This window comes from Niveibacterium umoris (assembly GCF_014197015.1).
GTDB classification, from domain to species: Bacteria; Pseudomonadota; Gammaproteobacteria; order Burkholderiales; family Rhodocyclaceae; genus Niveibacterium; species Niveibacterium umoris.
In genome coordinates this window covers 115,835-128,882 of record NZ_JACIET010000004.1, presented here as the reverse complement: position 1 = coordinate 128,882, position 13,048 = coordinate 115,835, and the positions used below count along the sequence as shown (strand labels likewise).

Below are 13,048 nucleotides of genomic sequence, written 5' to 3'. Positions count from 1 at the left end.
CTTCTTACTGGAGCCTGTGCATGAGCACTACTTTCCTCGTCCTCACCGCGCTCGGCGACGATCGCCCCGGCCTCGTCGAGCAACTCGCTGCCGCGATCAGCAGCCACCGCGGCAACTGGCTCGAATCGTCGATGGCGCATCTGGCCGGCAAGTTCGCCGGCATCGTCGAAGTCTCTGTTCCCAGCGAGGAAGTCGGCGCCTTGCGGCAAGCGCTGGCGGGGCTGAGTGCACTGAAGGTGACGGTGGAGGAAGCCAACGCCGGTGCCGAATCCCACAAGGGCCGCCGCCTGACGCTATCGCTGGTCGGCCACGACCGCATCGGCATCGTGCGCGAAGTCTCGCAGGTGCTGGCGCGGCATGCGGTGAACGTCGAGGCGCTGAACACTTTCACCGCCAGCGCGCCCATGTCGGCCGAGGTGATGTTCCATGCGCAAGCCGAACTGCAGGCGGGGGAGGATCTGGATGCCCGAGCGCTGAAGAGCGACCTCGAGCGCATTTCCGACGACCTGATGGTCGACATCACGCTCGACGAAGTCGTGAAGATCTAAGCCAGCGTTCCGGGCCAACCCGGAAACAAACGGGGCGCGGGTGTAAATGCACACCCGCGCCCTGCTTCGCTTTGTTGCCGCAATCGATCAGTGCTCTGCCTGTGCCTTCGGCAGCACCAGATTCAGCAACACCGCCAGCACACCACACAGGCTGATGCCTTGCAGGCTGAAGCTACCGATATGGACACCGAGCCCGCCGATGCCGGTGACCAAGGTGACGGACACGATGCACAGGTTGCGCGGGTTCATCAGCTCGACCTTGCCGTCCATGATCGTCTTGAGGCCGATGCCGGCGATCGAACCGAACAGCAGCATCATGATGCCGCCCATCACCGGCATCGGAATCGTCTGCAGCAGCGCGCCGAATTTGCCGACGAAAGCCATCAGGATCGCGAAACCGGCGGCCCAGGTCATCACGACCGGGTTGTAGTTCTTCGTCAGCATCACCGCGCCGGTAACTTCGCCGTACGTGGTCACCGGCGGGCCGCCGAACAGGCCGGCGACGTTCACGGCGAGGCCATCGCCGAGCAGCGTGCGGTGCAGGCCGGGCGAGTCGGTGTAGTCCTTGCCCACGACGGAGCCGATCGCGAGGATGCCGCCGACGTGTTCGACGATCGGCGCGATCGCGACCGGGATCATGAAGAGGATCGCGGCGATGTTGAACTCCGGATGGCCAAACTGGGGCAGTGCCAGCCACGGTGCGTCGATCACCTTCTGGAAGTTCACGATGCCAAGGAACAGCGACACCACATAGCCGACCGCCACGCCGACCAGAATCGGCACCAGCTTGAGCAGGCCCTTGGCGCGGATCGCGGTCAGCATGGTCGCCACCAGCGAAATCGCAGCCACGGCCAGCGCGGTGCCGTAGGGCACGACCTGTGCGTCACCCGCCTTGCCGGACGACATGTTCACCGCTACCTGAGCAAGCCCGAGGCCGATCACCATCACCACCGGGCCGATCACCACCGGCGGTAGCAGCTTGTGGATGAAATCCACGCCGCGCCATTTCACCAGCCCCGCGGCGACGTAGTAGAAGAAGCTGGCCGACGCGAGCGCGCCGAGCGTGGCCGGCATGCCCCATGTCTGCACCGAGTAGATCACCGGCGCGATGAAGGCAAAGCTCGATCCGAGGTAGATCGGCACCTGGCGCTTGGTACAGACCTGAAAGATCAGCGTGCCGACGCCGGCACCGAGCAGCGCAAGACTGGGGTTGAGGCCGGTGAGCAGTGGCACCAGTACGGTGGCGCCAAAGGCAACGAAAAGAATCTGGGCGCCGGACAGCGCGGTGCGCCAGACGGGCTCGGGGGTAGCGGACATGCGGGGGGCCTTTCCGGGTGACGGAGGTGGGATAGAAAATCGGCCGCGGGTGGCGGCCGATGCGGGGGTCAGAGCTTGGTGCCGAAGATCTTGTCTCCGGCATCGCCAAGGCCGGGAATGATGTAGCCGTGCTCGTTGAGGTGGCTGTCGATTGCGGCCGTGAACACATGCACGTCCGGGTGGGCGGCGTCGAGCGCGCGTATGCCTTCGGGCGCCGACACCAGCGTCAGCGCGGTAATGTGCTGGCAGCCGTTGCGCTTGAGCATGTCGATCGTCGCGATCAGCGAGCCGCCGGTCGCCAGCATCGGGTCGATGATCCAGGCACTGCGCTCGGCCAGGTTGCCGACGAAGCGCTCGAAGTAGGGCTCCGGCATCAGCGTCTCTTCGTTGCGGGCGATGCCGACCACCGACACTTTCGCACTCGGCACCATGTCCAGCACGCCGTCGAGCATGCCGATGCCGGCGCGCAGGATCGGCACAACAGTCAGCTTCTTGCCCTTGATCTGGTCGATCTCGACCGGGCCTGCCCAGCCTTGAATCGTCACCCGTTCCAGTTCGAAGTCCTTCGCGGCTTCGTACGCAAGAAGGCGCGCCAGTTCCGCAGTGAGTTCGCGGAACTTCTTGGTGCTGATGTCGCCTTCCCGCATCAGGCCGATCTTGTGTTTGACGAGCGGGTGTTTGACTTCGACGACAGGCATGGCGACTCCGGGGAATGCGACGGGTGGAATGCCCGCAACGATAGGCGATTGCGCCGGCGGGCGCTCGCGATCAGGTCAACCGCGGCAGGCGATTCAGCGCTTGCCGCCAATCAGGCCGGCAGCACCGATGACGATGAGGATCAGGGGCCACCAGGTGCCCATCTGATGGAACAGCTCCTTGAGCTGGAAGAGGCCCAGGTTGTTGAGGAGAAACAGCAGGCCAACGACGATCAGGACGATCGGACCGACACGGAATTGCATGGGAGACTCCAGAGTACGATAGCCCGCACTGTGCCGCGCCACGGCGCACGCCGCAAGTGGCGTGCATCCGGGCGCGCGCCGTTCATGTTGCGCTGTCGGCGAGCGTGCGCAGCCGCGCCAGGCCGCCGTCGAAGTCCGGCCCGACCATGCGGTCCATCAGGAGCCCGAACCAGCGCAGGATCGGGTTTCCACCCATCTCGCCCTGCATCGACCAGGTCACCCGTGTGCCCTTGCCGTCGGGCACCAGCAGCAGCTCGCCAGTATTGGTGCCGCCCTCGAAGTCAGGAAACTCCAGCCGGTAGGCGAGCCGGCGCGGCGCGTCGGCTGCGGTGAAGGTCATCCTGCCGTTGCCTTCGCTGTGGCTCTCCCAGGCCCACGCTGCGCCCGCCCCCCGCTCGGCGCCGGAATAGCGCATCTTCATCGCCGGATCGCGCTGGTTCCACACCGTCCAGCGCGCCCATTCCCTGGGGCTCTCGATCAAGGGCCAGATCTTCTCGGGCGGACTCGCAAACATCACTGTGCGCGATACCGCGTAGCGGGCAGGAAGGAACCAGCCGACACAGACAAGCAGCACGGCCACCAGCGCAAGCCCGGCCATCAGTCGAATCAGTATTCGCATCATCAGCTCCGGAGTGTCGAAACCCTCAGGATAGACGCCATGCGGCACCGCTTGAAGCACGGATCCGCCGCGCGCAAAGGTTTGCCTGAAGCCTCAGGACTGCATGGATTCGCCCCCCCGGTTCGCCCCCAACTTGCAGCAGCCTGAGCCGGGGCCTAACATGGCGCCCCTCGCGCTGCAGCAAATGCAGACAAATCAAGTGGATAGCAAACGCATGAGTGTTTACGCACTGGACGATCACTGCCCGCAGCTGGGCGAGGGCGCATGGATCGCCGAGAACGCAACGGTCATCGGATCGGTGACCCTGGGCCGCAACGTGAGCGTGTGGTTCGGCGCCACGCTGCGCGGCGACAACGACCCGATCACCATCGGCGACAACAGCAACATCCAGGACGGTTCGATTCTGCACACCGACGACGGCGTGCCGCTGACGCTGGGCGCCAACGTCACCGTCGGCCACATGGTGATGCTGCATGGCTGCTCGATCGGCGAGGGCTCGCTGATCGGCATCAACGCGGTGGTGCTCAACCGCGCAGTGATCGGCAAGCATTGCCTGATTGGCGCCAACACGCTGATCCCCGAGGGCAAGGTGATTCCGGACCGCTCACTGGTGGTTGGCACGCCCGGCCGCATCATCCGCGAACTGAGCGACGACGAAGTTGCGGCGCTCGAACGCAGTGCCGCCGGCTACGTGCGCAACGCCACCCGCTACGCCAGCGGCCTGCGCAAGATCGGGTGATACATCCGCTCACAGGCAGCGGCGGCGAGGGCTGCTATGCTGGGATCAACCTGTCACGGAGCGTCACGATGAAGCCGATACGCAATTGCCTGATCCTTGCGACCGCGCTGGCCCTGCCGGCTTTCGCGCAAAGCGCGCCGGTCGCGGCGCCAACGCCAAGCGTCCCGACGATCGACCTCAGCGTCGAGAGCAGCCGTTCCGCAGTGAACGACCTGCAGCGCGCAGTGGTGTTCATCGAGGCGACCGACGCCAACCTCAACACGCTGAACAAGAAAGTGAACCAGGCCATCGCGCAAGGCGTGTCGATCTCGAAGACCGCGCCGGCGGTGAAAGTGAGGTCCGGCAACAGCAGCACCTGGCCGACCTACACCCGCAACACGCAAAAGATCGAGGGCTGGCGCGCGCGTTCGGAACTGGTGCTGGAGAGCAAGGACAGCGCGGCGCTGTCGGAGTTGCTCGGCAAGCTGCAGGGCGAACTGGCGCTCGGCCAGATCAGCTTCACGCCGTCGCCGGAAACGCGCCGCAAGGCCGAAGACGAAGCCATCGTCGATGCAATCGCAGCCTTCAAGGCACGCGCCGAACTGGCGGCCAATGCGCTTGGGCGCAAGTACCGCATCCGCCAGTTCGCGATCAACACCAACCAGAATTTCCGTCCGACACCGATGCCGATGGCGCGCGCTGCGGTGATGAGCGCGGCGGCGGACTCCACGCCGCCCGCAATCGAGTCGGGCGAAACGCAGATCAGCGTCACCGTGACCGGGACGGTGGAGTTGCAGTGATCGCACTGATCCAGCGCGTGCTGCATGCGTCAGTCGTGGTCGAGGGCGAAACCGTCGGCGAGATCGGCCCCGGGCTGCTGGCGCTGGTCGGTGTGCGCCCGGAGGACGACGAGAAAAGCGCGGCGCGCATCATCGAACGCATCCTCGGTTACAGGGTATTCAGCGACGACGCGGGGCGCATGAACCGCTCGCTCGCCGACACTGCCGGCGGCCTGTTATTGGTGCCGCAGTTCACGCTGGCCGCGGACACCCGCAAAGGCACGCGCGCCAGTTTCACCTCAGCCGCGGAACCCACGCGGGCGCGTGAATTGTTCGACCACGCGGTGTCACTCGCCCGCGGCACCCATGCGAAGGTGGAAACCGGTCGTTTTGGCGCCGAGATGGCGGTAAGCCTGACCAATCATGGCCCGGTTACGTTCTGGCTGGAATCCTGACGTGGCATTTGCAGCGCGCGGCCCTGCCCTGTTTCTGATGCTGATCCTGCTGGCGGCGTGTACGACTTCACCGCCAAGAACCACAACCGCCCCAGCGCGAGATCTCACGCGCTTGCCCGACGCAAGCATGGGCAACGACGTGGTGGTGTTCGCCGTGAGTCTGGTCGATACCGGCTACCGCTTCGGTGGACGCAACCCGGAAGCCGGCCTTGATTGCAGCGGCATGGTCAGCTACGTGATGGAGCAGGTGGCGGGCGTGCGGCTTCCCCATAACGCGGCAGAGATTGCCGCGCGCGCACGGCCGGTGGATCGAGAAAAAATGCGGCCTGGCGATCTGGTGTTCTTCAACACGATGCGGCGACCCTTCTCGCACATGGGCATCTACATCGGCGACGGTCGCTTCGTGCATGCGCCGTCGACGAACGGTGCGGTCCGCATCGAACGCCTCGACACCGCCTACTTCGCGCAGCGCTTCGACGGTGCGCGGACGCTGCTGGACTAGCGCACGCTTTCGACCAGCGCACGCAGGTGCTGCGCCGGGATCGCGTAAGTGATGCCGGAGGGTTGCGTCAGCGCGGTTTCTTTGCTGCCTTTGACGAAGACCATATTGACGACCGCGAGCACCAGGCCGGTATCGGGATCGTAAAGAGGGCTGCCGCTGTTTCCGGGGTACGCGGTCGCATCCAGTTGCAGAACCGGAAAGGCCCCTTCACGAATCCGCTTGATGGCCTGCGGGTTGAGTTGCGAGCCGTGTTCAGTAGGCAGCACGACCGGCGTGATCGACGCGACGATGCCCCGGTGCGTTGCGCGGTTGAGCCCCAGCGCGCCAATGATGGGGAAGCCGGTAAATGCGATCGCCTGCCCCTCCCGCGCATGCATGCCGTCATCAAGCGTCAGCGCCGGAAAACTCACCCCGTGCGGAAACTTGAGCAAGGCGAGATCGTGCATCGGATCGCTCCCGACCTTGGTGACCTTGGCCGCCTTCTGCTCGCCTGCGCTGCCGAAGGTGACCACGATGAGTTCTTCAAAGTGCTCGTTGTCCAGCGTCGCGGGCACGACGTGGGAATTGGTGGCCACAAGGGAACCGTCGCCGACGACGAAGCCGGTGCCCAGCAAACGGAACTGCGGGGTCCGATCGCGCTGCATGGTACCGACAGCAACGATCGAGGGCTTGATCCGTTGCACCGTCTCGACCAGGTCGGCGCGCGCGGACGGCGGCGCAAGCGTCAGCGCCGCGCAGAGCGCGATTAGGGTTTGCCTAACGCATCGCAATGATCGGCGAGGGTGCAACCATGTTGGCATCAAACGGGTGGCTGGCACGACGGAACATGCCGTAGATGCGTTTGACATAGTCGACAGTCTCCCGATACGGCGGGATGCCGCGGTAACGATCGACCGCTCCCTCACCCGCGTTGTAGGCCGCAAGCGTCAGCAGAACGTCGCCGCGGTAATACGCCAGCAGCCAGCGCAGGTAGGCCAGACCGCCCTTGATGTTCTGCGACGGGTCGTAGATGTTGTGCACCTTGAAGCGCTGCGCCGTTTCCGGAATCAGCTGCATCACACCGTATGCATTGCGCGGGCTGCGCGCGAGCGATTCAAAATTGGATTCGGCCGCGGCCACGGCGAGCGCCAAACGCGCATCAATGCCGTATTGCGGCGCGAGCAGGCGGATCAGCTGCGCGATGCGCTTCTTGTTCGGCGCCAGGCCAGTCAGCACGGCATCCAGGTCCGCTTCATCAGAAGCCACGGGGTCGTTGCGGCTGACCACAGGCCGAGGATTCATGCAGGGCGGCAATACGCCCGCCGATGGGCCGAAGAATCGCTGGGCGCCCTGGGCAGGTTCGAATCCTGCAGCAGCGGCACGCGCCATCAGGGTTGCGGCGATGCGGTCGTCCTGCTCGACACCGCGCCCCTTGCCGTACATCCAGGCCAATGCAAACAAGCCTTCCGGGTCGCCGTACCGGGCCGCGTCACAGTAGAGCTCCACCGCACGCATCGAATCCTGCGGCATGCCCTCGCCGTGCTCGTACTGAGTGCCCAGAGCAACCAGCTGGCGCGCAAGCATCGCGCGTGGATCCGCCAGAACCGTCTCGCTTGGCTCGGCGGAAACCGCGCTGGAGAACGCGACGAGGAGGACGCAAAAGAGGGAGCGCATCGACCATGCCTCGTCGCGGCCAACAGGCCTCAGAGCCTCCAGAGTCGCGCGCCGGCGGCGGCAACCGCGGCGGGGTCGTAGAAGCTCTTCACATCGGAGAACACACCACCTTTGACCAGCTTTGACGTAAGACTGGCGACTCCCATGTCCGCGTAGGACTTGTGACAGACCGCCGCAACGATCGCTGAAGCGGCTGCGGGCAACTGCTCCCAGGGCGTCAGGGACACGCCGTACTCGTGCTCGGCTTCATGGCTCTCGGCGATCGGATCATGCACATGCACCTTGACGCCGAAGGTCTCCAGTTCGCGGATGACGTCGATCACCTTGCTGTTGCGCAGGTCGGGACAGTTTTCCTTGAAGGTCAGACCAAGCACGATGACGTCGGCCCCTTTGACCGGCAGGTCGTTGGCGATCATCTCCTTCACGGTCTGCTCGGCAATGTACTTGCCCATGCCATCGTTGATGCGACGCCCTGCGAGGATCACCTGCGGGTGGTAACCCAGCTTGTCGGCCTTGTGCGTCAGATAGTAGGGATCGACGCCGATGCAATGCCCACCGACCAGGCCCGGGCGGAACGGCAGAAAGTTCCACTTCGTTCCGGCTGCCTTGAGTACTTCGAGCGTGTCGATGCCGATCTTGTGGAAGATCAGGGCGAGTTCGTTCATCAGCGCGATGTTGAGGTCACGCTGGGTGTTTTCGATGACCTTGGCCGCCTCGGCAACCTTGATGCTGGATGCCGGGTACACGCCGGCGGTGATCACCGCGCCATAGAGTTCCTGCACCTTGCTCAAGGTCTCCGGCGTGTCGCCTGAAACGACCTTGACGATGCGGGTGAGCGTGCGCTCCTTGTCGCCCGGGTTGATCCGCTCCGGGCTGTAGCCAACGAAGAAGCCTTCTTTCCACTTGAGCCCCGAATGCTTCTCGATGATCGGAATGCACACTTCTTCGGTCGCGCCGGGATAGACCGTCGATTCGTACACGACAATCGCACCCGGCTTGAGATTCTTGCCGACCGACTCCGACGACTTCACGAGCGGCGTGAAATCCGGCTGGTGCGCATCATCCACAGGCGTGGGTACTGCCACGATGATGAAGTCCGCTTCCGCGATCACCTTCGGGTCGGTGTGACAACTCAAGTGCGTCGCGGCACGCAAATCCTCGGATGAGACTTCACCGGTCGGGTCTACAAAGTTGCGATAGGACGCAACCTTCTGCTCCGAAAGGTCAAAACCGAGAGTGCGATATTTCTTTCCAAACTCGACGGCGAGCGGCAGGCCCACATAGCCCAGTCCGATGACGGCAACGGTAGTCATGATTTGTCCAGATGCGTTCGTTGTATTGCGAGTTCAGAGCGTCTTCATCAGTGCCGCAGCGTCACTGTGAAGCGTTGAACCTTCAGGTGTGATCTTAAGTACGGCATCGACTTCGTTCTTGGCGGCCGCCTTGTCCCCGGCCATTGATAGCGCCCGTGCCAGGTTCAGGCGAATCGTCATGTTGTTGGGCGCCCCGGCAACTGCCTTCCGCAAGACATCTACAGCCGGTTTGGTTTGGCCGGCATCGAGCAGCAACTGCGCCTTGGTGTCGAGGATCGCTGGATTGTCAGGCGTGAGCTGAAGGGCCTGATCGATGTACGACATCGCTTTCGGATCTTTCAGCTTGCCGCTGACCCATCCGAGGTTGTTCAAAGTCACCGCGTTCTTCGGATCAATTTCCAGCAAGGCGCGATAGGCCTTCGCAGCACCTTCGTAATCCTTGGCCGAGAGCGCGCGCTCTGCCAGATAGGAACGGAATCCGACATCCTTGGGATTCTGATTGAGCCACGCCGCAGCAAGCTTGTCGGCCTCTGCCCGCTGCCCGGCTTCGAACAAACCCCCGTGGTACTTTGCGACAACCATCGAGGATTTGCCGAGTTCATAGGCTTTTGCATACGCCTTGTTCGCCTGCGGCCAGTCCTTCACCTGCGCGTAGGCATCAGCCTCATAGAGCCAGCCGATGGCTTCCTTGGGATGCTGTTTCTGCACTTCGCGAGCAATCGTGACCGCTTCGGCGGTATTGCGCTGTTCGATCTTCAGCGTCACCAGGCGCTGCTGTGCCTCGATCATGTCCGGCTTGATCCGCAAGGCTTTGCGCAGACTGTCTTCCGCGCCCGGGATGTCTTTACCCAATCGCTGGAGGTCGGCGAGCATCACCAAAGGAGCGGGCAACTGCGGCTGCAGCGACACTGCCTTCTGCATCGTCACGATTGCCTGGCGCGTATCACCGGCTCGCGCCTGTGCACGTGCGGCAACGGCCTGCACATCGGCATCGGCCGGGAATGCCGCGGCAACCTCCTGAGCCGCAGTGAGCGCGGCCTTGTTGTCACCCATCCCAAGCAATAGCTCAAGAAGCGCAATCTTCGGCGCAGCAACGCCCGGGTTCGCTGTGATGGCCTTGTCGAGAATCTTGCGGATCGCCTCGGGCTTGGCGCCGCTCTCGGACATCTGGCGTGCCAGAAGCAGGTACGCTTCGACCGCCTTTGGCGTTTTTTCGATGATTTTCTCGAACCGGGCACTCGCTGCAGCAGCGTTGCCGGTAGCCATGTCCAGTCGCGCAAGGTTCATCGCAGCCGCCAGGTATCCCGGATCAAGCTCAATCGACTTCTCGAAGGCCTTGCGAGCGCCATCGTTGTCCTTGCCCGCCATCTGGACGCCACCGAGCAGGTTGTAGCCCATTGGGTTCTTGGGGTCGCGCTCTATTAGGCGATCTACGACCGCGCGTGCCTTTGGAATATTCCCCGATCGCAAATAGGCCATTACCAGGGTGACTTCGGCGTCGGTACCAGAATCCTCGATCGAAGCCGCTGCTTCCAGATCTCGCATGCCAGCATCGATTTCGCCGCGCGCCAGACGCGTGACGCCAAGTCTCAACTTCGAGGCAGCATCCTTTGGATCCATTGCCGAGGCTTTGGCGAAAAGCTCGGAACTACGATTGAAATCTCCGTTCTGAAGTGCCGCCTGACCGGCAAGCATCAGCGTTTCGCGATCCGGGTCCTTAGCGAGTACCGGTGCGAGCGTCTCATATGCCCTCACGGGATCCTTGGACGCGAGGAGCGCACGCGCGAGCAAGCGGCGCGGACCTGGTGAATCCGGCGCCTTGGAGACGAGTTTCTCGAAATTCGCCTGGGCCTGGACGTAGTCATGGAGGCGCATATGTGCAACGCCAGACAACATGACCGCAGGCAGAAATTCCGGCGCAACCTTCAGGACTTGCTGCGCAGCGTCGCGTGCCTTCTCGTTTTGCCCCTGATTGATGGCAACCACCCCTTCCATGTGGCGGACCAACACGTGTCCAGGAGCGATCTTCTTCGCGGCGGCAACGGCGGCGTCCGCCTTATCGAACTGCTTTTGTCCGATGTAAATCTGCGCCTCACGCAGCCGCGGAGGAACGGCCTGCGGACGCAGCTTGATTGCGGTATCGAGGTCGGCGATCGCTTCATCCTGTTGGCCCTGCGCCAACTTGAGTTCGGCCCTCAAGGCAATTGAGTCGTAGTCAGCAGGATTGCGTTTGATCGAATCATCGAGTATCGAAATGGCGGCGGGCAGCTCATGCTTGGCGGCCTTGATCCGGGCAAACGCCATTGCGGCGGGCGGAAAACCCGGCGCTGCATCAAGTGCTTCACGCATCGAAGCTTCTGCGCGCTCCATCTGATTGAGCATCAGATAGGCATCAGACAGAGCCGCCGCAACCGCTGCCTTGGCCAATGGTTGCTGCGGTTTGAGGGAACCGAACTCGGTAACCACCTGCTGAGCCTTGTCCAGCGCTACCATCGCGCGCGCCAGCGGAACCGCAACATGCTCGATCGGATACCCAGCATCGAGCGCCTTGCGCAGTTCCTTCTCTCCCCCGGGTGCATCGCCACTTTCCAACAGGATCCTGCCAAACAGGAAACGTGCTTCGGCCAGCCCCGGATTCTTCTGAAGCGCGTTCTTCAACTGGATCGTCGCCGCATTGGTGTCACCCTTGGCTATGTACTCACGCGCCGAGGTGAGCATCTTCTCTGGGCTCTCACCGCAACCAGCAATCAGAGCACATGCCAGCAGCGCAGCCAGCAGGGTCGATACGCAAGACTTGTTCATGGGTTTTCCTGTGGTGTCAGACCGGGTCTTTCTTCAACCCGAATCGATTCATCAGATCGTAAAGTGTCGGACGACTGATTCCGAGGACTTCCGCCGCACGTGCGATGTTGCCGTTCACCCGCGCCAACACGCGCACCACTGCACGTCGCTCAGCCTCGTCACGGACCGCGCGCAAGTTCAGGGCATCCAGATCTTCGTCTGGAACATTGAGGCCAAGATCGTCCGCCGTGATGCGTCCAGCGTCTGCCATGATCACCGCGCGCTTGATGCAGTTCTCTAGCTCGCGAACGTTCCCTGGCCAACGATGTGCTGCCAGTGCGGCCAGCGCATCATCAGTAAGCACCATGGAATTCCTGCGGTGCTCCGTCGCGAACCGCTGAACGAACGCGTGCGCCAGCAACATGGCGTCGCCATCGCGATCACGTACCGGCGGAATGTCGACAACAATCTCAGCCAGCCGGTAGAAGAGATCCTCGCGAAACCTTCCCTGTGCGATCAAAGATTTCAGATCCTGGTGGGTCGCGCAGACAATTCGCACGTCCACGGGAATTTCCTCGCGCCCGCCAATCCGCTCGACGACGCGTTCTTGCAGGAAGCGAAGCAGCTTTGCCTGCAAGGCTATTGGCAAATCCCCGATTTCGTCGAGAAACAGGGTGCCTTTATGGGCGAGTTCGAATTTACCGGGGGTCTGCTTGACCGCACCGGTGAACGCCCCCTTCTCATAGCCAAAGAGCTCGCTTTCGAGCAAGTTCTCAGGAATTGCGGCGCAGTTGATAGCTATGAAACGCGCCGCGCGCCGCGGTGAGGCTTCATGCAAACCTCGCGCGAGGACTTCCTTACCGGTGCCGCTCTCGCCGAGCAACATGACGGTTACGTTCGCGGAGGCGACTTTCTCGATCGTGCGCAGGATGCGAAGCATCGCCGCATCACGGGTGATCACGCTGGAAAGCGGCCCGCCAGCGTGCTGCGCCTGCAAGCGCCGGTTTTCGTGCTGAAGGTCGAACAGGCGGAACGCCCGGTCGATCGTAAGCATCAGCAACTCAGGTTCGAAAGGTTTCGCAAAGAAATCGTAGGCGCCTGCGCCCACAGCTCGCACCGCGTTCTCTCGGTCGTGCTGTCCGGTCAGCACGATCACCTTGGTATCAGGCGCCAGAGAGAGGATCTCGCCGAGCAGCCGGAAGCCTTCGCTCGTGTCGTCTGGCGATGGCGGCAGCCCCAGGTCCATCGTCACCACAGCCGGCTCGTAGCGCCTGATCTGCGTAATCGCAGATTCCCGATCCGCCGCCGTAACGACCTCATACTGGTCGAACGCCCATTTCATCTGCTTCTGCAGCGCGGGATCATCCTCAACAATCAAAAGTGTGCGTTTTCGGTCGTTCATCT

General features: G+C 62.9%; 14 protein-coding genes. 5 read left to right on the top strand and 9 right to left on the bottom strand.

Annotated elements, in window-relative coordinates:
• Positions 1 to 20: 20 nt before the first annotated feature.
• On the top strand, positions 21 to 548 hold the full coding sequence (locus tag GGR36_RS20875) for a glycine cleavage system transcriptional repressor (protein WP_183638229.1): 528 nt from the start codon (positions 21 to 23) through the stop codon (positions 546 to 548).
• Positions 549 to 635: 87 nt separating this feature from the next.
• Here GGR36_RS20875 and GGR36_RS20870 read toward each other — a convergent pair whose 3' ends face one another.
• From GGR36_RS20870 to GGR36_RS20855, 4 genes are all read right to left on the bottom strand, one after another.
• Complete coding sequence (locus GGR36_RS20870; protein ID WP_183638226.1) at positions 636 to 1,865, bottom strand: uracil-xanthine permease family protein; 1,230 nt, start codon at positions 1,863 to 1,865, stop codon at positions 636 to 638.
• Positions 1,866 to 1,933: 68 nt separating this feature from the next.
• Complete coding sequence (upp, locus tag GGR36_RS20865; protein ID WP_183638224.1) at positions 1,934 to 2,563, bottom strand: uracil phosphoribosyltransferase; 630 nt, start codon at positions 2,561 to 2,563, stop codon at positions 1,934 to 1,936.
• Between the two features lie 93 nt (positions 2,564 to 2,656).
• Positions 2,657 to 2,824 (bottom strand): LiaI-LiaF-like domain-containing protein, encoded by a 168-nt coding sequence (locus tag GGR36_RS20860; RefSeq protein ID WP_183638221.1) that lies wholly within the window; start codon positions 2,822 to 2,824, stop codon positions 2,657 to 2,659.
• Positions 2,825 to 2,906: 82 nt separating this feature from the next.
• The gene (locus GGR36_RS20855; RefSeq protein WP_183638218.1) at positions 2,907 to 3,443 is read right to left on the bottom strand and encodes an SRPBCC family protein; all 537 of its coding nucleotides are present in this window, start codon (positions 3,441 to 3,443) and stop codon (positions 2,907 to 2,909) included.
• Positions 3,444 to 3,657: 214 nt separating this feature from the next.
• Here GGR36_RS20855 and GGR36_RS20850 point away from each other — a divergent pair, with 214 nt between their 5' ends.
• From GGR36_RS20850 to GGR36_RS20835, 4 genes are all read left to right on the top strand, one after another.
• Entirely contained in the window at positions 3,658 to 4,182 is a 525-nt protein-coding gene (locus tag GGR36_RS20850; protein ID WP_183638215.1) for a gamma carbonic anhydrase family protein, read from the top strand.
• A gap of 68 nt (positions 4,183 to 4,250) precedes the next feature.
• Positions 4,251 to 4,961: an SIMPL domain-containing protein gene (locus GGR36_RS20845; RefSeq protein WP_183638212.1), complete on the top strand. Its 711-nt coding sequence runs from the start codon at positions 4,251 to 4,253 to the stop codon at positions 4,959 to 4,961.
• Positions 4,958 to 5,395, top strand: a complete 438-nt coding sequence (gene dtd / locus GGR36_RS20840; protein WP_183638209.1) for a D-aminoacyl-tRNA deacylase — start codon at positions 4,958 to 4,960, stop codon at positions 5,393 to 5,395. The genes GGR36_RS20845 and dtd overlap by 4 nt, the downstream gene beginning before the upstream one ends.
• A gap of 37 nt (positions 5,396 to 5,432) precedes the next feature.
• A complete protein-coding gene (locus GGR36_RS20835; RefSeq protein ID WP_242533492.1) occupies positions 5,433 to 5,897 on the top strand; it encodes a C40 family peptidase in 465 nt (154 codons plus the stop codon).
• On the opposite strand, the gene GGR36_RS20830 is transcribed toward GGR36_RS20835, so the two are convergent.
• The 5 genes from GGR36_RS20830 to prsR are packed head-to-tail and all read right to left on the bottom strand — an operon-like array spanning position 5,894 to position 13,046.
• Complete coding sequence (locus tag GGR36_RS20830; protein ID WP_244971073.1) at positions 5,894 to 6,667, bottom strand: S1 family peptidase; 774 nt, start codon at positions 6,665 to 6,667, stop codon at positions 5,894 to 5,896. The genes GGR36_RS20835 and GGR36_RS20830 overlap by 4 nt on opposite strands.
• Positions 6,654 to 7,550, bottom strand: a complete 897-nt coding sequence (locus GGR36_RS20825) for a transglycosylase SLT domain-containing protein (protein WP_183638199.1) — start codon at positions 7,548 to 7,550, stop codon at positions 6,654 to 6,656. Before GGR36_RS20825 ends, GGR36_RS20830 begins: the two co-directional genes overlap by 14 nt.
• A 29-nt stretch (positions 7,551 to 7,579) precedes the next feature.
• Positions 7,580 to 8,863, bottom strand: a complete 1,284-nt coding sequence (locus GGR36_RS20820) for a nucleotide sugar dehydrogenase (protein WP_183638180.1) — start codon at positions 8,861 to 8,863, stop codon at positions 7,580 to 7,582.
• Between the two features lie 33 nt (positions 8,864 to 8,896).
• Positions 8,897 to 11,665, bottom strand: a complete 2,769-nt coding sequence (gene prsT, locus GGR36_RS20815; RefSeq protein ID WP_183638164.1) for an XrtA/PEP-CTERM system TPR-repeat protein PrsT — start codon at positions 11,663 to 11,665, stop codon at positions 8,897 to 8,899.
• Between the two features lie 16 nt (positions 11,666 to 11,681).
• The gene (gene prsR, locus GGR36_RS20810; protein WP_183638161.1) at positions 11,682 to 13,046 is read right to left on the bottom strand and encodes a PEP-CTERM-box response regulator transcription factor; all 1,365 of its coding nucleotides are present in this window, start codon (positions 13,044 to 13,046) and stop codon (positions 11,682 to 11,684) included.
• Between the last annotated feature and the right edge of the window lie 2 nt (positions 13,047 to 13,048).